Raw genomic sequence first — 23,461 nt, forward strand, 5'->3', positions numbered from 1 at the left:
TCCCTTGATCCATAAGATAGTCCGTCGTCCAACCGTTGATGATAGCCATTTACCCGCTCACCTTCCGCCGTTATTAAGACAGCTTTACGCCCGCCGTGGTGTTATGCCCAACGAATGCGAACTGGTGCTCAAAGGCCTGTTAAGACCCGATACAATGAAGGGCTTAGAACAAGCAGCTAAGCTAATTGCCGATGCGATGCAGCAGGATAAGTCGATACTGATCGTCGGCGATTTTGATGCCGACGGCGCTACCTCTACCAGTGTGTGTTTGCTAGCGCTGCGGATGATGGGCGCGAGCAAGGTCGATTATCTGATCCCCAATCGTTTCGATTACGGTTATGGCCTAAGCCCTGAGATTGTCGCCGTGGTGGCATCCAAACAGGCAGAATTACTGATTACTGTTGATAACGGCATTTCCTCGATTGAGGGTGTAGCCGCCGCCAAAGCCTTTGGCATGCAGGTGGTGATCACTGACCATCACTTACCCGGCCATGAGTTACCGGCGGCCGATGCCATAGTGAATCCCAATCAGCCCGGTTGTCAGTTTGCCAGTAAATCCATTGCTGGCGTCGGGGTTGCCTTTTATCTGATGACGGCGCTTAGGGCAGAGCTGCGCGCTCGTCATTGGTATCAAGCCCGCGGCATTGCCGAGCCTAACCTCGGCACTCTGCTGGATATTGTTGCCCTTGGCACTGTGGCCGACGTGGTGTCGCTCGATGCCAACAATCGTATTCTAGTCGAGGCGGGATTGCAGCGGGTACGCAGTGGTCGATGCCGCGTAGGCATTACCGCCTTACTCGAAGTGGCCAAACGTAATCCAGCTCGCATTGTTGCCTCGGATTTTGGCTTTGCCGTAGGCCCAAGGCTTAATGCCGCCGGTAGGCTGGATGAAATGGCGCTAGGCGTTGAAACCCTGCTGTGCGAAGACATCATGTATGCAAGGCGGATGGCGGCAGAGCTCGATAGTCTCAACCAAGAGCGACGTGAGCTTGAGGTCGGGATGCAGCAAGAGGCGCTGAAAAGTCTTGAATATCTAAAACTTAATGAAGAGCAACTTCCGTGGGGCATTGCCCTCTTTCAAGAGGATTGGCACCAAGGGGTTATCGGTATTCTTGCTTCGCGGATTAAAGATAAATACCACAGACCCGTTATCGCCTTTGCCGATGCGGGTAATGATGAAATTAAAGGCTCGGCGCGCTCCATCAAAGGCTTGCATATGCGCGATCTGCTGGAGCTAGTTAACTCGCGCCATCCTGGGCTTATCAGCAAATTTGGCGGCCATGCAATGGCGGCAGGCTTAACTTTAAAGTCCGGTGGCTTCGCAACCTTTGCTAAAGCCTATGATGATGCGGTGCGTGAACTGTTAAAGCCTGAGCAGCTCACGGGTGAGCTTTGGTCTGATGGCGAATTAACGCCGACGGAACTTACCCTCGAAATCGCCCAGTTACTGCGTAATGCGGGACCTTGGGGTCAGTCCTTCGAGGAGCCATTATTCGATGGTTATTTTAAGATTATCCAGCAGCGGATTGTGGGGGAGCGCCACCTTAAATTAGTGCTTGAAACCCCATGCAGTACCGTGATGTTAGATGCGATTGCCTTTAATGTGGATTTACACACTTGGCCCGATGCGACGATTCAACATGCGCGCATCGTCTATAAGTTGGATGTGAACGAATATCGCGGTAATTTCACCCTGCAGTTGATGGTCGAGCAAATCGAGCCAATGTAGTCAGTGATTGCGTGGAGGTAAGATGAAAAGGAGTTCAGTTGAAGCCGTTATCGGATAAAAAAATTCGTCAGTTACTCAAGCGTTTCGCTTGGATATACGCGGCATGTTTGAGTATCCCCTTTCTGTCAGCGCTTTTGACGACCAAGGAACAGGGCCAAATGCTGATTATCGGCATTTGGCCTGCGGCTTCACTGCTTTATTTTTTGGCTTATCGTCATCTCGCCCATTTATTTAAATATGAAATCAATCGCCACTTGGCATTTACTAACCATGGCGGTGGCACGCTCGCGGGAGCCTTGTATTCATTAGCTAAATTAGTGTTATTTGCCATGGCTTTCATGCTATTGGTAAGCGTCAACAACAGCTAAATCGAGGCGAGTGATGGAATACCGGGTCAGCACAGCGCAAACGGAAATGGATTTTGAGCTTATCCATGGTTTTATTTCCAACAGTTATTGGGCACAGGGTATGCCGCCTGAACTCTTACGCAAGGCGCTTGGCAACAGTTTATGTTTTGGAGTGTTTAATAGGGATAATCAACAGCTTGCCTTTGCGCGCATGATTACTGATAAAGCCACCTTTGCCTACCTTGCCGATGTGTTTGTCCTCGAATCTCACCGTGGCTTAGGTTTAAGTAAGATGATGATGGCTGCAATTATGGAACATCCTGATCTGCAAGGATTAAGACGCATAATACTCGCCACCCGCGATGCCCATGGACTCTATGCGCAGTTTGGTTTTAAAGTGGTCGATACACCAGAAACCCTAATGCAAATTCGGCTTGAGAATGCTTACCTGTAGAACAGGATTGTTGGCGCTAAAACAAAAAGCCAGCATAAGCTGGCTTTTTAGTGAAGGGATTAATCGTTAACGATTAAGCCGCTTTAGTCGCTGTGGTTTCGGTACTGTCATCGCTATGGCGAATTAAGTAATCAAATGCACCCAGTGAGGCATTGGCACCGCTACCCATGGCGATGATGATTTGCTTGTAAGGTGAGTTAGTCACGTCACCTGCGGCAAATACGCCTGGTACTGAGGTCTGGCCGCGCTCATCGACAATGATTTCGCCGCGAGGAGTCAAATCCACAGTGCCTTTTAACCATTCGGCATTGGGCACTAAACCGATTTGGACGAAGATACCTGCCAACGCGATATGGTGGCTTTCACCCGTTGCACGGTCGGTGTAGTTCAGGCCGTTAACACGGGTACCGTCACCAGTCACTTCAGTGGTCATCGCTTGGGTTATGATATGGATATTACCCATAGAGGCCGCTTTACGTTGCAGCACATCATCGGCGCGCAGTTTGCTATCGAACTCGAGTACTGTGACATGCTCAACGATGTTGGCTAAGTCGATTGCCGCTTCGATACCTGAGTTACCGCCACCGATCACTGCAACACGTTTGCCTTTAAATAATGGGCCGTCACAGTGTGGGCAGTAGGCTACGCCTTTACCGCGGTATTCTTTCTCGCCGGGGACATTCATTTCGCGCCAGCGGGCACCGGTTGCCAGTAGTATGGTACGGCTGCGCAGTTTAGCGCCGCTTGCCAGTTCGAGTTCGAATAAACCATCGCTCGCCAGTTTAACGGCTTTTTGGTTATCCATGATATCGACTTCATAGTCACGCACATGGGCTTCAAGGTTAGCCACCAGTTTTGGACCTTCGGTCGCTTTAACCGAAATAAAGTTTTCGATCCCGACGGTTTCGGCGACTTGACCACCGAATTTATCGGCCACCACACCGGTACGCAGACCTTTACGGGCAGCGTAAATCGCTGCCGCAGCACCAGCGGGGCCACCACCGACGACTAAGACTTCGTATGGGGCTTTTTGGCTGAGTTCTTCCGCTTTGCGGCTGGCTGCGCCAGTATCGAGTTTATTTAAAATCTCACCAATGCTGATGCGACCCGCGGCAAACACTTCACCGTTCAAGTACACAGAGGGTACGGCCATGATATTGCGGCTGGCAACTTCATCTTGGAACAGGGCGCCGTCGATCATCACGTTGGTGATGTTCGGATTAATCGCCGCCATCATATTCAGCGCCTGAATCACATCAGGGCAGTTTTGGCAGGTGAGTGACACATAGGTTTCAAACTCATATTTGCCAGGCAGATTACGGATCTGCTCAATAATTTCGTCGCTGAGTTTGATGGGGTGTCCACCCGTGTGCAGCAGGGCTAACACGAGTGAGGTAAATTCGTGACCCATAGGCAGACCAGCAAAGCTAATCTGAGTATTGAGTTCTGGGTTTACCACTGTCATCGCTGGCGTGCGTTGGCCTTGAGCTTCTTTGAGGCTCACGAACGTTGAAAGGCTAACGATGTCATTGGCTAAGCTTTTTAATTCTTGAGACTTCTTGCTTTCATCTGCTGACACGACAAGTTCAACTGGTCTCTTGAGGTTTTGCAGATAGGTTTGCAGTTGATTTTTTAAATTCGCATCTAACATGATGACTCCAAATCAGCGTAAAAATTGAAAAATATTGAAAAACGCGAGGGTGCCAATCTGACTCATGCAGGGGGGAGTCAGATTGGCGGGGTTGACCTTTAGGCGAGATTAGATTTTGCCAACAAGGTCTAAAGATGGTGCTAGGGTTTCGTCACCTGGTTGCCATTTAGCTGGGCAAACTTCACCATCGTGAGTCGCAACGTATTGAGCCGCTTGGATCTTACGAACCAGTTCTTGAGCGCTACGGCCGATACCTAAGTCATGGATTTCAGCAACTTTCACTTGGCCTTCTGGGTTGATAACGAAAGTACCACGGAGTGCTAAACCTTCTTCTTCGATCATCACACCGAAGTTACGGCTGATCACGCCAGTAGGGTCTGCCAGCATTGGGAAGTTGATCTTCTTAATAGTGTCAGAAGTATCGTGCCATGCTTTGTGAGTGAAGTGAGTGTCAGTAGAAACTGAGTAAACTTCAACACCCATAGATTGTAACTTAGCGTAGTGATCCGCCATGTCGCCTAATTCAGTTGGACATACGAAAGTGAAGTCTGCTGGATAGAAGAATACAACTGACCATTTACCTAACAGATCTTGTTCTGTTACAGGCACGAACTCACCATTGTGGTAAGCAGTGGCTTTGAATGGTTTGATGGTGCTGTTGATAATTGATTGAGTCATTTTATGCTTCCATTTAGTTGATTATGGTGAATTTAGTGACGGGCATTAGCTTGTTCCCCCGTCGATGAGAAGTATATTACTGACCTAACGACGATAAATATAACGGATAAAAACTATCATCCTAATCGATTTTATCGAATTCATTGGGTTTGATATGATGGATTAATCGATTTTTCAGTACTGGCGTGTCTTAGCGGCTAATCGATTGTTTAATTTGGTTATGTAGCGTTAGGGAAGGGCAATAAAAAAGGGATATCGACGATATCCCTTTAAACATAAAACGGTTGCAACAAACCACTGAAGTTCTAGGTTCTAGTTTTGCGCCTTAGGCTGAGTTAACCAGGTACTAAGCAGGCGCACACCATAGCCTGTGGCACCTGCGGGCACAACGGCGGTATCGGTGGCAGTTAAGGCATTACCAGCGATATCGAGGTGAGCCCAAGGTTGCTCACCCGCAAAGCGTTTGAGGAACATGGCGGCAGACGATGCTCCCGCGCTGCCTTCTTTCCCGGTATTCTTTAAGTCGGCGATGGTGGATTTTAGCTCGTCGTCGTAGGCTTGATCTAACGGCAAGCGCCAGACCTTTTCACCCACCTGTTGACCCGCAAAGGTGAGTTGCTGCACTAGCGGCTCTGAATCGGTAAATAACCCCGCATAAACCGTGCCTAGCGCACTGACTTTTGAGCCTGTAAGGGTGGCAACATCAATGATGACCGATGGGCGGTAGTTTTCACGGGCATACCAGAGACCATCGGCGAGCACTAAACGGCCTTCGGCATCGGTGTTGAGCACTTCAACCGTAAGGCCTTGGGCGGTTTTAATCACATCGCCTGGGATCATCGCATGGCCCGATACCATGTTTTCAGCCATCGGCATAATGGCGACAAGGTTAACTGGCGCCTTTTGAATCGCCATCGCCTTGACTGTGCCGAGTACAGTTGCCGCGCCCGCCATATCGGACTTCATCCGCGCGATGGAGGTGCCTGTTGCTTTAATGTTGTAGCCGCCAGAGTCGAAAGTAATACCTTTACCGACGAGGGCTATAGGTGCTTCTTTGCTGCCGGGCCAGTGGGCGACAACCAGCTTAGGTGGGCGCTCACTGCCTTTACCTACGGCCGCTAAGGCGCCAAGATTTAAGCGTTCAATATCTTTGGCTTCGAGTACTGTGACTTTTACGCCGAGGGCTTTGAGTTTACGCGCCTCGTTAGCAAAGCTTTCGGGATACATGTTTCCCGCTGGGGCATTGGTAAGATCGCGAGCTAAAAACACACCTGCTTCGATAGCTTGCAGATTCTTATGGTGTTTTTGGTTTTTGCTTAAGTCATCTACGCCGATTTGATAGTTCTTCTCGGCGCGATTGCTGGTTTTAAATTGAGTGTAGCGGTAGCTGCGCAGCTCAATGCCGTGGGCGAGCTCTGAACCAAAGAGAGGTGCGTTACTGAGGCCTTGGGTCAGCACGCGTACCGTGGCTTGTGGCACGGTTTCAAGTTTGGCTGCAATGTTGCCACCTAAGGTATTGATTTCACCGGGTGTTAGGGTTTTAGCATCGCCAATCCCAACCAGTAATACTCGCTTAGCGTCGATTTCGCTCGGGACTAAAATCTCTAAAATTTCACCGCGTTTACCCGAAAAACTATTATCAGCTACCGCAAGATTGAGCTGATCCTGAGTCGACTGGGGCAAAAAATCGAGACTATAGGTTGTTGAATCAGTACTTTGGAACAGTACTAAGGTATCTGAATTAAGTGAATTACGAGTGTCAAAACTAAAGGTTTCGGCGTTAGCATTGAGAGAGTTAAGGTACGCCAGAGCCATAACGCTTAACAAAAATTTATTCTTATTTTTCATGGTGACAACTCATATCTGTGGAGAGTGAGAAGCATAGCAAAGCTGAGTCTTAGGGTTAACTAATTTACGCCATTTGACTGAGATTAATCTTAAATCCAAGGGCCAAAACGTGTTAGTGAACGCTCAAGGGCAAAATCCAATTGCTGTGACAGGCTTTGTGCTTGGCTCTTAAGTGCGCTGGCACCGAGTGATTGCGGTATTTGGCTAGCAAAAATCACCCAGTTTCCACCACTGGTGAGGCAAGCATGCACGTGGGCAAAATTGTGCTGCAAATCGGCGAGTAACTCCCGATTTTGGCTATGTTCCTTCCAGCAGTTCAGCACTAAATAGCCATCGGGTTTAATCCGTTGAGTACATTGCTCAAGGAAGGTCGCCGAGAGTTGCCCAGTGTTAACGCCTTTGGCGCTGTAGATATCAGCAAAAATCACATCGACTTTTTTATGCTCTGCCGATGCCATAAAGACGAGGGCATCATCATTGATAACATTTAGCTTTTTACCTATTGGGAGTTGGAAGTAACGCTTGGCCAGTTCGATAACCGTGGGACGAAGCTCTACTGCGGTTAGCTTGATGGCTGCGTCAAATCGGCGCAGCACATGGATAAGTGCACCGCCACCCAGACCCAGTACTATCGCACTTTTGGGTTTACAAAATAGCAGAACCAGCATCATGCCCTGTACATAGGTATGCTGTGGAATATGAGGAGCGGTTTTTAGGATTTTGCTTTGTTCATCGTTGTCACCGAAGGAGAGCACGCGCGAATCACCATAGTCGAGCACGCGGATAGGCCCGAATGTATCGTGAGTTTCGTGTAACAAAATTGCGTCGGCCATGGTCATTATTACTCTATTTGCGTTGAGCTGATTTGCGTGCAGGTATAAAAAAGTTAGAATTCAGCTGGTTTCGTTTTTTAAGTGGCTATTATGACAAATCAAATCCTGCTTGCCTGTATTTATCTTGTGGTGTTTATCTTTTTGCAGCGAGCATTAACTCAATGGGTGAAAAAACTCTCATTAATGAAGCAGGTGAGTGCGGCCCGTACCAGCCTGGTCACGCGGTTTATTTCCTATGTGATGTTTTTTATCACTTTGTCGTTAATGGCGGTTTCACTTGGATTAGGTTATCAAGATGTGTCGCTGTTTGTTTCCTCCGCGTTTGCGGTGATGGGTGTCGCCTTAGTCGCTCAATGGTCGATCTTGAGCAACTTGACTGCTGGCGTACTGATCTTTTTTGTATTTCCGTATCGGATCGGTGAACGTATTCGGGTGGTGGATAAGGATGAAGATATCAGTGGAGTGATTATTGAAATCGCGCTGTTTCATGTACTTATTCTAAGGGATAATGGTGATACCATCACCTATCCCAACAACTTGATGCTGCAGAAGGCGGTGTTAAAGCTGGCCGATCAGTCACCGCTTGCCGAGCGCCAAGCGTTGCAGGATGGCAAAAAGAAACTCGACCTCGAGTAATCATTCTCCTGTATGTGCGCCATCGCTGTACATTTATTAGCAAACTGTTGTCGGCGCACTCGCAAGCACTTAGTTTTATTATCTTGGCGTTAGCTTTCGTTGCTTAATCTGTTTTATATAACAAAATCAGTGTTATTGATTACATTTTCCTCCATTTGTTTACCTTAGATTGTGCCCTGTTGCACGGTTTAGTGCCCACGAATCCGTAGAATCCGCGCTTTTGTTTTTACCTAATGGATCTAATTTAATGAAATCTAAACTTTTAGCTGTGACGATTGGCACGCTACTCGCGACCCAGTTAACCGGTTGTATGGGACAAATGGGTTTAAGCCAAATGGTGACTAAGGGAAATTTAAGTGCGGTGGATAACCGTTATGGTCGTGCAGGCTTGTTTATGCTGTTAAGCCCTGTGTATGGCATCGCGGCGACAGGCGATCTGTTCATCTTTAATACCATTGAGTTTTGGACTGGCAAGAATCCGATTACCGACAAATCACCCGCTGTGGTTGATATGCCAGTTGAGGCGATTTTTAAGATTAATCCCCATGTGAGTGATGAGCTTAGATCTGCGCCAGTGAAGCTGACTCAGGCGCAAATTGCCTACCCCGATGAGCATACGGTCACTATGACGTTAGCCTACGAAGACGGTAGCACCCAGTTATTATCTGGCCGTAAAGTTGGCGAAGATGTGGACTTTTTCCTCGATGGTGCTTTTATCACGCGAGTGAGTAACCAAGAACTTGTTGCTTATAGCCAAAGCCGTTTACATGCGCCAGCAACACCTGCTGCTTAAGCTTTTGAATTATCCAACCCATAAAATGGTTTAGATTTATGGGTTGGATAATAACAATATTATCGCAGTACCCTCTGGAAAAACGCCACAGCTTGCTGATACATCTGCAGTGCTAGCGCGGGATCGTAGCGCTCGCCCTCATCACGCATAAAGGCATGCTGAGCATTCACCTCAAGCCAACTGAAGTTGCGGTTTTTAGCCATCAACTGTTGGTGGATCAATACCCGCCCCTCGGGCGATACATGGGGATCTTGCTTACCAAACACTAACACTAATTCCCCTTGAATATCGCCTGTGCGACTCAGCGAGTCATTGCCATAGGCACAGGGTAGGGTATTGGAATGTATGTCGGTGGGATAGAGGCAAAACGCGCCCAAAATCTCGGGATTGAGTGCTGCGCGGTAGGCTAAGTGGCCGCCAATACACACGCCCATACTGCCGACTTTTCCGGTGCAATAACTCTGCTGACGGGCAAAATCGATAAGGGCTTGGGTGTCGCTGTCGTGCTGCTCTAAGGGCTTGGCAAATTTATCGGCATTGCCTTTGTCTTTACCCATATCATCGTAGGCCAGCACTGTGCCTATCGGATTAAGCTCGTGAAATACCTCTGGCACTAACACCACAAAACCATGGCCTGCGAGTATTGTTGCGGTGCGGGCGATGGGCGCGGTTTGCTGAAATATCTCAGAGTAAAAAATGATACAGGGGAATTGCCCGGTGGCATCTGGGCGGTAGAGGTAAGTACGCATTAGCCCTGAAGGCGTGGAGATATCCTGAGTTTCCTGAGTGACTAACATATTGAGATTCTCTCTGTGAGGCTTCAAACGTTGAAGCCTCACTTTAGCAGTCAGGTATTAATCTGTCAGTTAAAACAGTTCATTACCACAGCGTCCGCCCGCGAGCACGGCTTTCACATTGCTCAGCGTTGTGTTGGCGATCGCGCCCAATGCTTCTTCGGTAAGGAAGGCTTGGTGACCGGTAAAAATCACGTTGTGACAGGCGGATAAGCGACGGAAAACATCGTCCTGAATGATTTGGTTCGACTTATCCTCGAAAAACAGTTCTTTTTCGTTTTCATACACATCTAACCCTAAGGAGCCAATTTGGCCGAGCTTTAAGGCTTCCATCGCATCGAAGGCATTGAGCAGACCGCCGCGGCTAGTGTTGATCACCATGACGCCGGGTTTCATCTTGGCAAAACTTTCTTTATTCAGCAGATGGTGGTTATCGGCGGTTAATGGGCAATGCAGGCTGATAATATCGCTGGTGGCGTAAATGGTATCGAGATCTAAATATTCCACATTGAGCGCTTCTACCGCAGGATTTGGGTAGGGGTCAAAGGCAATCACTTTACAGCCAAAACCGAGCAATACCTTAATGGTGGCGACCCCAATCTTACCAGTACCAATTACACCAACAGTTTTGCCAAACATGTTAAAGCCGACTAACCCCTCGAGTGAAAAGTTAGCATCACGGGTGCGTTGGTAGGCTTTGTGGATTTTGCGGTTTAGGGTCAGCATTAAGGCGACCGTGTGCTCGGCTACGGATTCGGGGGAATAGGCGGGCACGTTGACCACTTGCATACCTAAACGTTTTGCGGCGACTAAATCGACATTGTTAAAGCCTGCACAGCGCATGGCGATGATTTTTGTGCCGCCGTTAGCGAGTTCGACCAACACTTCTTCACAGAGAGAGTCGTTAACAAAGGCGCATACCACCTCAAAACCTTCGGCAAGCTTTACCGTTTGCATGCAGAGACGATAATCGAAATACTCAATTTGCGCACCAAATGCGGCATTAGTACGGTTAAAATGCTGCATGTCATAATGTTTTGCGCTAAAAAATCCAATTCTCATTTCAATCACCTAAGGGTTACATTGTTACTGGCACTGAGTGTATGTGACTCGGCGACATTTGTCCTCTGGTGATGAATTTACCCCGTAAAAAGAGTGAGCTTAGTCATCAATTGCTCAAAAAAGCATAAAAAAAGCGAGCCCCTGACGGCTCGCTTGTATCGATAAGCTTGAGTGTTCAAGCTTGGCTCTCATGGTCGTGCTATGTGAGCCTAAGGTTAGTCCATTAACCTAGAAAGAATTGATATTAGTGATCTTTCGCGAATTTAGCGGCAGATGCACCTGCGATACGGCCATAGGTCACGATATCAGAGATAGCGTTACCACCTAAGCGGTTAGCACCATGCACACCACCAGTGACTTCGCCCGCAGCGTATAAACCTTCAATAGGTTTACCAGTTTTTTCACTCTTCACTTCGGCTTTAGTATCAATCACGATACCGCCCATAGTGTGGTGAACTGCTGGCGCGATTTCTAAGGCATAGAAAGGTGCGACAACTAACTCACGTGGTAAATCAGGACGTTCGAATTGAGTATCTTTACCTGATTTCACGAAACCATTATAAGCAGTCACTGTTTTTGCCAGTTCAGCTGCTGGTATATCAAGTTGTTTCGCTAACTCTTCGATGGTTTTACCTTCTTTAACGATGTTCAAGTGAACATAACCTTCGATGGCTTTCAAGCTCTTACGGATAGAGTCATCGAATACGAGGTAAGCACTTTCACCTTTTTGTTTCAGGATCGCAGCAGAGGCTTTGTCACGGGTAGTGATTTCGTTCATGAAACGGTCACCATCACGGTTAACCACGATCGCACCGTTACCACGTACGGCTTCGGTGATCATCACACCGCCGGCTGGTGAGTAAGTTGGGTGAGCTTGGATGTATTCTAAGTCACGTGTTGCTGCGCCAGCTTGCAGAGCGACGTCTAAGCCGTCACCGGTAGCACCTGGGTGGTTAGTTGCTTTAAAGCCTTTTAATTTAGGATCATACTTAGCAACGCGGTCGTTGTTTTTCGCGAAACCACCAGCAGCAATAACTACCGCATCGGCTTTGATTACATAGTAACCAGTGTATTCACCTTTCACTAGAACGCCGGTCACTTTACCGCTCGCATCCTCAAGGATACGTACAACACGGCTGTTTAAACGAATATCAGTACCACGTTTAACGGCGTTGTCCCACAGTACTTGTGCAACGTGAGCACCAACACCTGCACCACCCGTTGGGCGGTGGCTACGGTTAACGCTTGCGCCACCCATACGGCCCACGTCAGTCATGTCGGCACCCATAGAGGTTAACCAATCAATAGAGTCTGAAGAGTTGTTGGCCAGGACTTTCACTAATTCAGGATCGTTAATGTTACGACCACCTTTCATGGTGTCGTCGATCATGATTTGTTTCTTATCTTGGATACCTAACTTAGCTTGTGGCTTAGTTTCTGCGGCGTTCATACCACCAGCAGCCAGTTTAGTGTTACCACCTGGGATAGGTTCTTTTTCTAACAGGATCACTTTTGCGCCAGCGTCACGGGCTGAAACGGCGGCAGCAAGACCTGCACCACCAGAGCCGATAACGACAACGTCAGTTGTTTCTTTCACGCCTGCGGCAATGGCTTTATCTTGAGCCGCTTTGTCTGCATCAACAGGAACAAACTTACGTTCCCACTTGCCGCCAAATGGCATATCAAAGCCGAAGCTATGGCAAGCATCACAGTAGGTTACTGATTTTTCGTGGCCTTTGTGGCAGCTGGTACAAGCGATTTCACCGATTAAGTGAGATTTGTGCGGAGAAACTTTATCTTTTGGCGCTGCAGCAGCCAGTTCTTTTAGATCACCGTGGCAGCTAACACATTGGCCATTTTCATGAGTCAGGTTGTCGTTGGTTACGCCACCTTTGTCTGATACGTGGCAGCTATCGCAGCCACCCATTTCACCGTGAAAATCGGCTAGTACTTCTGGTGCAGCATAGGCTGTGCCAGCCATTGCACCAGAGATCAGCATGGCTAGTGCTGTTTTTTGAATCTTTCTTGTGAACATAATTGTTCCTCCGCCGTACATTTCATCTACTTAATAAGGGTTATTCATCATGGCGTGATATTTATATTTTACGTGGCTCACGCGCTTTTAGAGTATTCTCCATGAACAAAGTTACCACTATCTAAAGAGGTATATGCGTACTTAGGTCACATAACGATTGTTACAGTGAGAATTACATAATTGAAATGTGCAATATGGCTGAAAATATTACTGAAATTGAAGTTAATCACTTAGAGAATACGGTATAACTTGCGTGAGTTAACATATTTTGGTGGGCTTAATTATAATTTAATAATTGTTTTTTAGCGTGGGTATAGTCAGTTTTTTGTTGTTATGGCTTTGATTTTAATGGCTTATTTTTGATTTTGCTCTTGGTCGTGAATGTGCGAGAATTTATAATGTGAGTATTCTATAAATAATTAAATTCCACCAGTGTTTTTTGAATAAATATATTATATTTTTCCAAAATGTTATTTAAGTGGTGTTGAGGGGTTAAATTTATGCCTAGGCAGCAGATTTCTGAAAAACGTTTTTGGGTACAGCGACTTAGTAAAACAGCCTTAAGGGCTTTGCATATATTAGGCATTGCAGGTGCGGGTGGAGGGATATTATTAAACATTGATAAATCCCTTTGGTTAAATTATTGGTATCTCGCCATGAGCACCGGCAGCATATTAATGTTGTGGGAAATTATGCGGGATTGGCGTTGGTTAATTCAACTTAAGGGTGTGTTAACCCTTGGAAAATTAGGTTTGCTTTGTCTGTTTATCCCGCTTGCCAATTACAAGCCAGAGTTGTTTATCTTGGTGTTATTTTTATCTGTGATAGTCTCTCATGGCCCGTCTGGACTCAGACACTATTCGATAGTGCATCGCAAACAGATAGACACTAAAAAAGAGATAAAGGGATGACACACGCTACACTCTGCACAGCTTCGAGCTTAATTACCCAGTTTCAATGGCCCGAGCTTGTAGGGCTTAAGGTATTGGATTTAGCCTGTGGCTCTGGGCGAAATGGATTGTGGTTTCTGAATCAAGGCTGTGAAGTGACCTTTATCGACCAGGATTTGAGTACATTGGTCAAGCTAACACACGACAAAGCACATCAATGGCAGTGGAATTTAGAAGATGGCAGCGCCCCTCTGTTACCCCAAGACACTTTTGATATAGTGCTAGTCTTTAATTACTTACATCGGCCACTGTTCCCGCAAATTGCCGCTAGCCTTAAGCACGGTGGACTCATTGTCTATGAGACTTTTACGTGGCAACAGGCGGAAATTGGCCGCCCTCGCAATCCCGATTTTTTACTCAAAGAACACGAACTACAATCCGTATTTGCTAACTGGCAACCTTTGCATTACTTTGAAGGGCGGTTAAGCGATGCTGTTACGGGTATTGAAAGTGCTAAGGCGCAGTTGATCGCGCGAAAACCGCTCCAGTGATCCCATTTGGGGTCAACTGCCACCATAAGTATTAAATAAGTGTAAGAGGCCAAGGATGTTTCCGTATCCAGAGCAGTATCGTGTTGCCATGCCACCTATAACCACGGCGCTAATGGTGGCTTGGGCCCTGTTAAGCCACAGCTTGTTAGCCGATGCTAGCCCTTTTGCCTTGTATCCACTGTTTACCTTGTTTCCAGCTGTTATTGGGCTGCATTTATATTTGATTTGGCTTGCCAAAGGGATGAGTCGACTCGACCAATGTTTTTATGCCTTAGTGCATATTCCTCTGGCCTTTGTTGTGTGGACTTTCACTATTATGCATGTGAATGGTAATGCCTTTTCTTAAGCTTGATTGGTTCCCCTCAGCATCAGTGCATTAAAAATTGTAAATAAAAACGCCCCGAACTTCGGGGCGTTTTTTGGTTACACATTGAGCTAGGATTAGGCCGTAGTGTTGATATTGTGGCCGGTATTTCCCACGGGTTGAGGTGTTGCAGCGTTAATTAAATCAACGGCAATTTGACCTTCTGCCTTTTGCTGCTCTTTGGCTAACTGCGCCACTTTAACGCCAACGGCACCGTTTTCTAAGTTGGGCGTGATAGCTTGGGTGTTCAGTGAAATAGACATAACTAACCTCAATTGTAAGCTGAGTCTTTGTATCGGCAAGCTCAGGTTTTACTTTAGTCCGTTATCCCAAGTTTGCCAATCCAAAGCCGAGCGTTAATGCTTATACTGCCTTGTTGGCTTTTGCCGTCAGTAACTTGCGACTTAGCACTATGATGAAGGTGAGCCCTAAAGAGCCTAGGATTAACCCCAGTGCCAGCCCAACACTCTGTAGCGCAGTGGGATCAATCACTAGCGCAACCCCCATACCAAACATCATCACACCCGACATCAGCTTGAGTGCTTGGCCTTCTTTTTCGGTCAGTTTACGTTTGCCTAAGGTCGCACTAAATACAATCACAATAATTGCCAGCGGGATCACATAGACAATGTTGTATAAAACCAGATACATATAGCGCTCAATCTCAGGCAGGTTATGCATGGATAGTACGCTGGTATAAATCATTGGGAAGCCTGCGGTGCAGAGCAGTTCGTAGGCATTGGCTAAAATCGCCAGTACAGTCGATCCCAGAATTAAGGCGCCTAAACTACTGGAATTAGAGAGTTTCCCCATGCGTTTGATCAGGCTCGTACGGTTTTCAGCTGACATTGAGAGGGTGACTTCTCCTTTAGTAAAGAAGTAGTCTTTTACGTTAATGGTGCCTGCGATCAAGGCTAAGACCCCGGCCGCTAAGATGATCATTCCACCATCACTACCTGCTCCTAGCAGTTTGAAGATATTCAGCCATGCCGTCATAAACAGGAAATAAATAAAGCCAGAGAAGAACACGAAGATACCGCCGACTAACAGCATACGGCTACGGCTCTTCGCATTAACCATAATCGACAGTAAAAACAGCAATACGAAGAAGGCGCAAGGGTTAAAGGCATCGACGCCAGCAAGTACTAACGTTAGCAGCGGGAGTGACATCGTCTCGGGAGTGACCACTCCGACAAGTGGTAATTCAACGGGTTGTACTTCAGCTTGGTCGGTACTTGCCAGGCTAGTTGCATCACAGGTTCCTTCACCTGAGTCGGTTCCGCAAGTGCCAAACAGAGGTTCACTATTGGTCGGTGCAGCAGACGCAGCTCCCTTTGTTGGCATATCCGCTTCGCTTAGCTGACCACCTAAGGATAAGTAACAATTCTTCAAACGATTAACGAGGAACTCGCCAGTAACCGCTTCGCTGGAATAACCGATAATGGCTTTTTCGCAGCTCGCCATATAAGGAACTGAGCGGGCTTCTGTGGCGGTTTTGGCGGCAATATTTTGCCAAATATCCTGTACGCCAGGTGCCGAAACCATATGGGATTCAAGTTCTATCCACGGATATTTTTGCGGTAGTGAATCAATAAAAGGGTGAGCTTGTGCGCAGTGTGGACAGGTTTTCGACCAAAAAAAGTAGAGTTTAATCTTAAGCTCACCTTGGGCGTTGACGTAATGCCACGTTTGATCGGAAGTATTTGGGGTGTCGGCCCAACTAGGTGCACTGAGCATTGCTAATGCGAGAGAGCATAGCAGAGCGAATTGGGTTAAGTATTTAGTCATAGTGCCTCCACAATTGTGGACAAGATGTGTTTTAAATGGATTTCTGACTATTACTCTACTGAATTCAATCCTTTTGATTAAATTAAGCATTAAGAAATGTTAGTTAACTCGCGATTAACTGGTTTTTGGGAAGTGAGGCAGGTTTACTGTTGGGGAAATAAGCTGCGAATAACTGAAAAGCCCCCCAAGGTGCTTTTCAGTCTATGGTTAAGCGCTTAGTTTAACGCTATGCCATTAACACTCAGTTTTACATCGATATTATTACGTGTAGCGTTAGAATATGGACACACTTGATGGGCATGTTGTACTAAGGCTTCGGCTTCAGCTTGCGGCAGGTCAAGATTGACTTCTAGGGCGACAGTTAAGGCAAAACCTCCCGCATCATTGGCGCCAATGCCAACCACAGCACTGACAGGCGCTTCAGTAATGGCCACTTTGCCGATTTTGGCAACGTGCAGAACCGCATTAGAGAAACAAGCCGCATAACCTGCTGCAAACAGTTGCTCAGGGTTAGTTGCTAATCCACTTCCGCCCATTGCCTTTGGATAGGCGAGTGCTACATCGAGTAACCCATCATCGGTACTGACTTGGCCTTGACGACCTGCTCTGGCGGTTGCTCGGGTTTCATACAATGTTTTCATGTTTAGATCCTCAGTGTTTAAATGGTTAATTTAAATTGCGCGCAATTTAATTGTGATAAACTATAGTTCGATCTTTAGTGTGAATGCAAGTATATTGTGCGCAATATATTTAAGTTTTTTGGAATGACTATGCCAAGCTCTGAGTTAACTTCAATGGAAAACGCGTTAGAAATGTCTGAAACCACCAATACAGACAATGTGTTATGCCTAGAGAATCAAGTTTGTTTTTCTCTATACAGTGCAGCAAATGCCATGGTGCGTGCCTATCGTCCTATGCTTGATAAGCTAGATTTAACCTATCCCCAATATTTGGTCATGCTAGTGTTGTGGCAGGAGCAGGGGATTAGCGTGAAGACCTTAGGGGATAAATTATTTCTCGATTCGGGTACATTGACGCCGTTACTTAAACGTTTAGAGTCGAAGGGATTAGTGAGTCGCGGTCGTAGCGAACAGGATGAAAGGGTTCGGGTGCTCAGTTTAACTTCTGCTGGTCAGGCGTTAAAGCAACAGGCCAGTGAGATCCCGCATTTAATGCGCTGTAAAATTGGGGCTGAAATTGATGATCTTAAAGCGCTAAAAGCCATGTGTGATAAAGCATTGGCACAGTTGCACAGTGTAGATTAGGTATCTCTATTCGAAAGAATTGGGATACGTTAGCCAGAAGCACATCAGGATGGATAAAACCTCTATGAGTTCATTCGATATTGCTATTATCGGTGGTGGCATCAGCGGTGTCGGCATTGCCCAATATGCCGCAGCGGCAGGGTATTCAACTTTACTTATTGAAAAAGGTGAGATTGGCGGCCAAACCTCAGCCAATTCCAGTAAGCTTATCCACGGTGGCCTACGTTACCTTGAGAGTGGGCAAGTTAATCTCGTGCGTAAGTCACTGCTTGAGCGGCGAAATTTACTGGATCTGGCGCCTAGCTTAGTCAAACCTGTTCCTTTCTACATTCCCGTCTATCAGGACAGTCAACGCAATCCGTTGACGATACGTGCTGGGCTGAGTTTATATGCATTGTTGAGTGAATTTGATCCGCTTGGGCGTTTTGTCTCTATTCCCGCAGTGCATTGGCATCGTTTTAACGGGCTTAAACTCACTGGGTTAAAAGCGGTATTCCAATACTGGGATGCACAAACCGACGATAAATTACTCACTCAAGCAGTGGCGCGAAGCGCTCAAGCACTTGGCGCGCATATCTATGCCGAGGCAGAGTTTTTGCAGCTCAATCATTTACGGGAACATATTGAGCTTAGCTTTCGCCATTGCGGCCAAGTACAACAAATTGATGCCAAGCTCGTGATAAATGCCGCTGGCCCTTGGGTTAATCAGGTATTAGCTAACGTTGAGCCGCCTCTTGCGGGTGTTGAAATCGATTGGGTACAGGGTGCACATTTATTGCTCGACTTGCCTGCACCAGAGGGGATTTTATATTTAGAATCCTGCTTCGATAAGCGGGTGATTTTTGTGATGCCTTGGTATGGCCAAATGCTCATCGGCACCACTGAAACAGTGCTGACATCCATTGATACCCCTCCCCAAGTAACGGAATCTGAAACTCATTACCTCTTAGGTATTTATCGTCATTACTTTCCACTTTCCCCATCGATTGAGGAGCTTAAGGCTAAGATAGTGCAAACCTATTGCGGCGTGCGAGTGCTACCTAAACAGGCAAGCTCCGCTTTTGAGCGGCCTCGGGATACCTTAATGCAAACCTCAGTTTCACATCCAAGGCTGCTGAGTTTATATGGTGGCAAACTCACGACCTTTAGAAGCACTTCTGCTGAAGTAATTGAATGGATTGAACAAAAGTTAGGGAAACGTCCACCAATCGCCGATGTAGACAGCCTCAGATTAACTTAATTCTGTCTAACATTGGGTGTGATGCTGTGGTTGAAGATGATCTTTTTGCATAAAAACGCTAAAGTGTGGCGCTTTTTAACTGAGGCCGTTACGGTATTTGTTATGCTTCAGTTGTTATCTCAATTTCACTCGCCATCTCAATAGATAAGATAGACGGGAACTGCTGTGGGTACGATGCTGTGAGTACATTAGTGCAATGTGGGTATTTTGAACAAGGCCAATGCCAATCCTGTCGTCATATTAAGCTCCCTATGTCGATGCAATTAGCGGCGAAAACCCAAGAATTACAGCAATTGTTAGCCCCATTTGTTGAGCATACTAATACCCAATTTTTGCCGCCCGTAGTGGGTGAGAACCAAGGTTTTCGTAACAAGGCGAAAATGGTGGTGCTTGGCGCGGCTCATGCGCCTGTACTGGGGATTGTCAGTCCAAGCGGTGAGGCGGTGAGTCTCTGTGACTGCTTGCTGTATCCTGCTGATATGCAAGCGTTGCTCCACCGTCTGGAGCGTTTTGTGCAGCAAGCGGGTATCCCGCCGTATCGTATCGATAAAGCCAAGGGCGAGCTTAAGTTTATTCTACTGACGCGCAGCCAAGTGCGCGGCGAATATATGCTGCGTTTTGTGCTGCGCTCATCCGATGCCATTGCCCGTATTGAACGGGAATTACCCGCGTTGCTGGCTGAATATCCACAAATCAGCGTCGTATCGGTAAATATTCAGCCCATTCATATGGCGATCCTTGAAGGGGATGAGGAAATTTTCTTAACTGAAAATACTCGTCTTGAAGAGCGCTTTAACGATGTGCCGTTATTTATTCGCCCAAAAAGCTTTTTTCAAACGAATCCACAGGTTGCTGCAAAACTGTATCAAACCGCCCGTGAGTGGGTTGGCGAATTTGCGCCAAACTCGCTGTGGGATTTATTTTGTGGTGTGGGCGGTTTTGGTTTGCACTGTGCCTCCAAAGATATCCCATTAACTGGGATTGAAATCGAAGCCGAGGCAATTGCTTGCGCGAAGATGTCGGCGCAAATGATGGGGCTGAATAACGTGCAGTTTATGGCGCTCGATTCCACCGATTTTGCCAAGGGTGATGCGGCGCAAACAAAGCCCGATTTGATTATTGTTAATCCGCCGCGTCGTGGGATTGGTGAGTCCCTGTGTCACGCCTTAAGTGAATTTGCCCCTAGGGCGATTTTGTATTCCAGTTGTAATCCCAAAACCCTTGCTAAAGATCTCGCCCATATTCGTGGCTATCGATTAACTAAGGTGCAGTTATTCGATCTCTTTCCCCATTCGGATCATTTCGAAGTCTTAGCCATGTTGGTAAAAGATTAAGCGATCTAAATGAATGCTCTCCTGAGCAGTAGATCGCTATAGTCAATTTAGAAGTCGATAAAAAGGAATTTTGCTCATTTTACCTTTGGTTGAGTATTTTTGTGTCTTGCTGATTTAGCTTTCATTAAACTGTCTTTTTAGTGACATAATCTTGTTCACTTTATGCATCGAAGGGCAAAGTTTATGCTACAGATATTCTTACGTTTTTTTTCTCTTGGTCTGATGAGCTTTGGTGGGCCAGCGGCGCATATTGGTTATTTTCGCCAGACCTTTGTCAACGAACTCGCCTGGCTTGATGATAAACGTTATGCCAGTTTTGTGGCCTTAAGCCAATTTATGCCGGGGCCGGGATCGAGTCAGGTGGGGTTTGCCATTGGTTATCATCGTGGTGGGCTTTTAGGGGCGATAGCCGCCTTTGCTGGATTTACCTTGCCTTCTTTCGTGCTGATGTATTTACTCGCTGTGACGACTGCCGCTTGGTTAGGTAACGAGTACATGCAAGGCATAGTGCATGGTTTAAAACTGCTGGCCGTCGTGGTTGTCGCAGATGCGGTATTGGCGATGTTTAAGCAATTTTGTCAACGGCAAACGGCGCGTTTACTCATGCTCGGTAGTGCCGCTGCGATACTCATTCTGCCTTTCTTATGGACACAAATCACCTTACTGTTGCTTGCTGCCATTTTAGGTATGTCATTCCTGAGTGCGACTGAGAGCGAGTCCAGTAAAGATGAACCGATTAGGTTAAATTACCTGAGCTTAGGATTATTCGTTGTCTTATTTGTGGCGAGTTTTTTTGCCTTAAATCTGGGGATTGAAGCAGGGATTTTTGGTGAGTTTTTTCGTGTCGGGAGTTTAGTCTTTGGTGGCGGCCATGTGGTGCTGCCACTGCTTGAAACCGCTGTGGGTGATACGATGAGCGGCGATCGTTTTCTCACCGGATACGCCTTTGCCCAAGCCGTGCCTGGGCCTATGTTTACCTTTGCCACCTTCCTTGGCGCTGAGATGATGCTAGACAATCCCTTTGTCGGTGCGGCCATCGCAACTGTAGCAATCTTCTTACCGGGATTTTTATTGATGCTGGTGGGCTTAAAAAGTTGGCATGCGATTGCCGCAAGGCCCAAGATTGCCGGCATGCTCTCGGGCGTGAATGCCTGTGTGGTGGGATTATTGGCGGCTGCGTTGTACCAACCTGTATTTACCCAAGGGGTGTTATCTGCGGTGGATATGGCTGTTGTCTTGCTTGGTTTTGGTGCATTAAAACTCTTTAAACCGCAGATGTTGTTACTGGTCTTAGGTTTTAGCCTATGTGGCATAGGGCTGATATTATTAGCTTAAAATCAGTTGAGTATAATTTTTATCCTCTATAGAAAATTTTGTTAACCCAACCGCTAAGTGGATGCACCTTTTTGGCTATACTTCGACCATATAAAAAATATAAATTACATCACTCTGGAGTAAGCAAGCATGTCGAATTTAAGCCTGCGTAATAAATTACTGCTGTTATCTTTGTTTCCCCTCATCTTGACCTTATTAGTGTTAATGACCGTTTCCTACTATGTCGAACAGGAATCTCTCGCGGAAGAGGTTGTGACCTTTAGAACAAAATTAGTGGGCGAACGTAAACAACAAATTAAAGAAGCGACCGAAATTGCCGCGGGAATTGTGCAATACCAATTGTCCTTAAAGGAGCAAGGTAATGTGAATCAAGCATTGCGAGATATTCGTTTTGGCAGTGCGGGTTACTTCTTTATGTATGATTCTCAAGGTAAAAATATATTCCATGCCTTAATGCCTAATTTAGAAGGGCAAAACAAAATCGATATGACCGACCCGCGCGGCACCAAAATTATTGTTGGTTTGCTGGATGCTGCTAAACGGGGTGATGGTAACTTTTCTTACTATTATCAGAAGCCTAATACCAATGAGCAAATTGAGAAGATAAGCTACGTGATGATGGTTCCCGGTACTGACTGGATGTTAGGAACTGGCGCTTATATTGATGATATTGAAGCCGTAGTTGAAGATTATCGACAAACTGTGACTGAACAGATGGCTGAGAAATCGTTTATGATCCTCCTCATCGCCATTGTGTTAACGGGGATTACGGCGTTTATCATTATGGTCGCCGCCCATCGAATGGTCGTGCCGATCAAAAATATGGCTGATAATCTTAATGATATCGCTCAAGGTGAAGGGGATTTAACTAAGCGCTTAATGGTTAAAGGTGAAGACGAGATTGCTCAATTAGGTCGAGCTTTTAACTTGTTTGTCGATAAGCTACAAACCATTATCGGTGATGTGGCGAATGCGACCGCCAAAGTCAAAACGGCTGCCAATGCGATTCATGACCAAACGAAAGTGATGTCACACCAACTGCTCAGTCACAACAATGAGACTGACCAAGTCGTTACCGCGATTACTGAAATGTCATCTACCGCGAGTGAAGTCGCGCAAAACACCACCCAAGTGGCCGAAGCTACTCAAGCGGCGACAGGTGATGTGGCTAACGCTCAGCGCTGTGTCGATGCATCATTAGAAGAAATTGCTGGATTGATGGCGCAAATCAATAATGCCGCGGGCAGTATCAAATCGTTGAGTGAACAATCGCAGAAGATTAACAGCGTATTGTCGGTGATTGGTGGCATTGCCGAACAAACCAATTTGCTCGCTCTTAACGCAGCCATTGAAGCCGCCCGAGCCGGTGAACAGGGACGGGGTTTTGCCGTGGTAGCCGATGAGGTACGTAACTTAGCCAGCCGAACTCAGGCAAGCACCTTAGAAATTAATGAAATGCTATCTGAGCTGCATAAGCTGGTCTCACAGGCGGTGAAAACCATGGACGAGAGTCAGCAGAGTTGTGTGCGCTCGGTTGAATCTTCCCGTGCTATTTCTGAAAGCTTAGGTTCGGTTACCTCGGCGGTAACGGCGATTAACGATATGAGTACCCAAATTGCCACCGCGGCGACTGAGCAAAGCTCTGTGACCGAGGAAATTAACCGTAACGTTTATGCTATCCAAGAAATCGTGAATGAGCTGCTGCATTCCAGTGAAGATGCGGCAAGGGTGAGTCAGACTGTGTCGCAGGAAGGGACCAATCTTGGCAAGTTAGTTGGGCAGTTTAAAATTTAATACTGATTAATTATTGAGTTATAAAATAAAACGGGAGATA

The 23,461-nt window shown here is 46.7% G+C and carries 23 protein-coding genes; 13 read left to right on the top strand and 10 right to left on the bottom strand.

Going from position 1 to position 23,461, the window contains the following annotated elements:
- The first annotated feature begins 4 nt into the window (after positions 1 to 4).
- Genes recJ through AEA42_RS07825 form a run of 3 tightly spaced genes read left to right on the top strand, consistent with a single transcriptional unit; the run spans position 5 to position 2,530 of the window.
- The gene (recJ, locus tag AEA42_RS07815) at positions 5 to 1,729 is read left to right on the top strand and encodes a single-stranded-DNA-specific exonuclease RecJ (RefSeq protein ID WP_055647418.1); all 1,725 of its coding nucleotides are present in this window, start codon (positions 5 to 7) and stop codon (positions 1,727 to 1,729) included.
- Between the two features lie 38 nt (positions 1,730 to 1,767).
- Positions 1,768 to 2,097 carry a hypothetical protein gene (locus AEA42_RS07820; RefSeq protein ID WP_011718131.1) on the top strand — a complete coding sequence of 110 codons (330 nt, stop codon included), beginning with the start codon at positions 1,768 to 1,770 and terminating at the stop codon, positions 2,095 to 2,097.
- 13 nt (positions 2,098 to 2,110) lie between these two features.
- Positions 2,111 to 2,530, top strand: coding sequence for a GNAT family N-acetyltransferase (locus AEA42_RS07825; protein WP_055647419.1), 420 nt, complete (start codon positions 2,111 to 2,113; stop codon positions 2,528 to 2,530).
- 73 nt (positions 2,531 to 2,603) lie between these two features.
- Here AEA42_RS07825 and ahpF read toward each other — a convergent pair whose 3' ends face one another.
- The 4 genes from ahpF to AEA42_RS07845 all read right to left on the bottom strand — a co-directional run bounded on the left by ahpF (position 2,604) and on the right by AEA42_RS07845 (position 7,540).
- Positions 2,604 to 4,181: an alkyl hydroperoxide reductase subunit F gene (gene ahpF, locus AEA42_RS07830; protein ID WP_055647420.1), complete on the bottom strand. Its 1,578-nt coding sequence runs from the start codon at positions 4,179 to 4,181 to the stop codon at positions 2,604 to 2,606.
- 108 nt (positions 4,182 to 4,289) lie between these two features.
- Positions 4,290 to 4,859: an alkyl hydroperoxide reductase subunit C gene (ahpC, locus tag AEA42_RS07835; protein WP_011621596.1), complete on the bottom strand. Its 570-nt coding sequence runs from the start codon at positions 4,857 to 4,859 to the stop codon at positions 4,290 to 4,292.
- Between the two features lie 312 nt (positions 4,860 to 5,171).
- Positions 5,172 to 6,707 (bottom strand): leucyl aminopeptidase, encoded by a 1,536-nt coding sequence (locus AEA42_RS07840; RefSeq protein ID WP_055647421.1) that lies wholly within the window; start codon positions 6,705 to 6,707, stop codon positions 5,172 to 5,174.
- 89 nt (positions 6,708 to 6,796) lie between these two features.
- Entirely contained in the window at positions 6,797 to 7,540 is a 744-nt protein-coding gene (locus tag AEA42_RS07845) for a fused MFS/spermidine synthase (RefSeq protein ID WP_055647434.1), read from the bottom strand.
- 90 nt (positions 7,541 to 7,630) lie between these two features.
- Between AEA42_RS07845 and AEA42_RS07850 the strand changes: the two genes are divergently transcribed.
- Together AEA42_RS07850 and AEA42_RS07855 are read left to right on the top strand one after the other, a co-directional pair.
- Positions 7,631 to 8,176, top strand: a complete 546-nt coding sequence (locus AEA42_RS07850; RefSeq protein ID WP_037414676.1) for a mechanosensitive ion channel family protein — start codon at positions 7,631 to 7,633, stop codon at positions 8,174 to 8,176.
- Between the two features lie 247 nt (positions 8,177 to 8,423).
- Complete coding sequence (locus AEA42_RS07855; RefSeq protein WP_037414674.1) at positions 8,424 to 8,969, top strand: DUF3332 domain-containing protein; 546 nt, start codon at positions 8,424 to 8,426, stop codon at positions 8,967 to 8,969.
- A 59-nt stretch (positions 8,970 to 9,028) separates the two neighbouring features.
- Here AEA42_RS07855 and AEA42_RS07860 read toward each other — a convergent pair whose 3' ends face one another.
- The 3 genes from AEA42_RS07860 to fccA form a co-directional block, all read right to left on the bottom strand.
- Positions 9,029 to 9,766 (bottom strand): dienelactone hydrolase family protein, encoded by a 738-nt coding sequence (locus AEA42_RS07860; RefSeq protein WP_055647422.1) that lies wholly within the window; start codon positions 9,764 to 9,766, stop codon positions 9,029 to 9,031.
- A gap of 69 nt (positions 9,767 to 9,835) precedes the next feature.
- Complete coding sequence (gene ldhA, locus AEA42_RS07865; protein WP_055647423.1) at positions 9,836 to 10,825, bottom strand: lactate dehydrogenase LdhA; 990 nt, start codon at positions 10,823 to 10,825, stop codon at positions 9,836 to 9,838.
- Between the two features lie 244 nt (positions 10,826 to 11,069).
- Complete coding sequence (gene fccA / locus AEA42_RS07870) at positions 11,070 to 12,860, bottom strand: fumarate reductase flavoprotein subunit FccA (RefSeq protein ID WP_037414671.1); 1,791 nt, start codon at positions 12,858 to 12,860, stop codon at positions 11,070 to 11,072.
- Positions 12,861 to 13,360: 500 nt separating this feature from the next.
- Here fccA and AEA42_RS07875 point away from each other — a divergent pair, with 500 nt between their 5' ends.
- The 3 genes from AEA42_RS07875 to AEA42_RS07885 are packed head-to-tail and all read left to right on the top strand — an operon-like array spanning position 13,361 to position 14,647.
- The gene (locus AEA42_RS07875) at positions 13,361 to 13,771 is read left to right on the top strand and encodes a hypothetical protein (protein WP_047538262.1); all 411 of its coding nucleotides are present in this window, start codon (positions 13,361 to 13,363) and stop codon (positions 13,769 to 13,771) included.
- Positions 13,768 to 14,301: a class I SAM-dependent methyltransferase gene (locus tag AEA42_RS07880; protein WP_055647424.1), complete on the top strand. Its 534-nt coding sequence runs from the start codon at positions 13,768 to 13,770 to the stop codon at positions 14,299 to 14,301. Before AEA42_RS07875 ends, AEA42_RS07880 begins: the two co-directional genes overlap by 4 nt.
- Before the next feature lie 55 nt (positions 14,302 to 14,356).
- A complete protein-coding gene (locus AEA42_RS07885; protein ID WP_037414668.1) occupies positions 14,357 to 14,647 on the top strand; it encodes a hypothetical protein in 291 nt (96 codons plus the stop codon).
- A gap of 95 nt (positions 14,648 to 14,742) precedes the next feature.
- Here AEA42_RS07885 and AEA42_RS07890 read toward each other — a convergent pair whose 3' ends face one another.
- The 3 genes from AEA42_RS07890 to AEA42_RS07900 all read right to left on the bottom strand — a co-directional run bounded on the left by AEA42_RS07890 (position 14,743) and on the right by AEA42_RS07900 (position 17,094).
- A complete protein-coding gene (locus AEA42_RS07890) occupies positions 14,743 to 14,928 on the bottom strand; it encodes a hypothetical protein (protein ID WP_011621607.1) in 186 nt (61 codons plus the stop codon).
- A gap of 100 nt (positions 14,929 to 15,028) precedes the next feature.
- Positions 15,029 to 16,453, bottom strand: coding sequence for a hypothetical protein (locus tag AEA42_RS07895; RefSeq protein ID WP_055647425.1), 1,425 nt, complete (start codon positions 16,451 to 16,453; stop codon positions 15,029 to 15,031).
- 215 nt (positions 16,454 to 16,668) lie between these two features.
- On the bottom strand, positions 16,669 to 17,094 hold the full coding sequence (locus tag AEA42_RS07900) for an organic hydroperoxide resistance protein (protein WP_047538267.1): 426 nt from the start codon (positions 17,092 to 17,094) through the stop codon (positions 16,669 to 16,671).
- A 129-nt stretch (positions 17,095 to 17,223) separates the two neighbouring features.
- Here AEA42_RS07900 and ohrR point away from each other — a divergent pair, with 129 nt between their 5' ends.
- The 5 genes from ohrR to AEA42_RS07925 all read left to right on the top strand — a co-directional run bounded on the left by ohrR (position 17,224) and on the right by AEA42_RS07925 (position 23,421).
- Complete coding sequence (gene ohrR, locus AEA42_RS07905; RefSeq protein ID WP_047538270.1) at positions 17,224 to 17,718, top strand: hydroperoxide resistance transcriptional regulator OhrR; 495 nt, start codon at positions 17,224 to 17,226, stop codon at positions 17,716 to 17,718.
- Between the two features lie 64 nt (positions 17,719 to 17,782).
- On the top strand, positions 17,783 to 18,958 hold the full coding sequence (locus tag AEA42_RS07910) for an FAD-dependent oxidoreductase (RefSeq protein ID WP_055647426.1): 1,176 nt from the start codon (positions 17,783 to 17,785) through the stop codon (positions 18,956 to 18,958).
- A gap of 179 nt (positions 18,959 to 19,137) precedes the next feature.
- The gene (gene rlmC, locus AEA42_RS07915) at positions 19,138 to 20,292 is read left to right on the top strand and encodes a 23S rRNA (uracil(747)-C(5))-methyltransferase RlmC (RefSeq protein WP_055647427.1); all 1,155 of its coding nucleotides are present in this window, start codon (positions 19,138 to 19,140) and stop codon (positions 20,290 to 20,292) included.
- Between the two features lie 183 nt (positions 20,293 to 20,475).
- Positions 20,476 to 21,627, top strand: a complete 1,152-nt coding sequence (gene chrA / locus AEA42_RS07920; protein ID WP_055647428.1) for a chromate efflux transporter — start codon at positions 20,476 to 20,478, stop codon at positions 21,625 to 21,627.
- Between the two features lie 129 nt (positions 21,628 to 21,756).
- Positions 21,757 to 23,421, top strand: coding sequence for a methyl-accepting chemotaxis protein (locus AEA42_RS07925; RefSeq protein ID WP_055647429.1), 1,665 nt, complete (start codon positions 21,757 to 21,759; stop codon positions 23,419 to 23,421).
- Positions 23,422 to 23,461 lie beyond the last annotated feature (40 nt).

Origin of the sequence: Shewanella sp. Sh95 (genome assembly GCF_001308045.1) — a bacterium.
Lineage (GTDB): Bacteria > Pseudomonadota > Gammaproteobacteria > Enterobacterales > Shewanellaceae > Shewanella > Shewanella xiamenensis.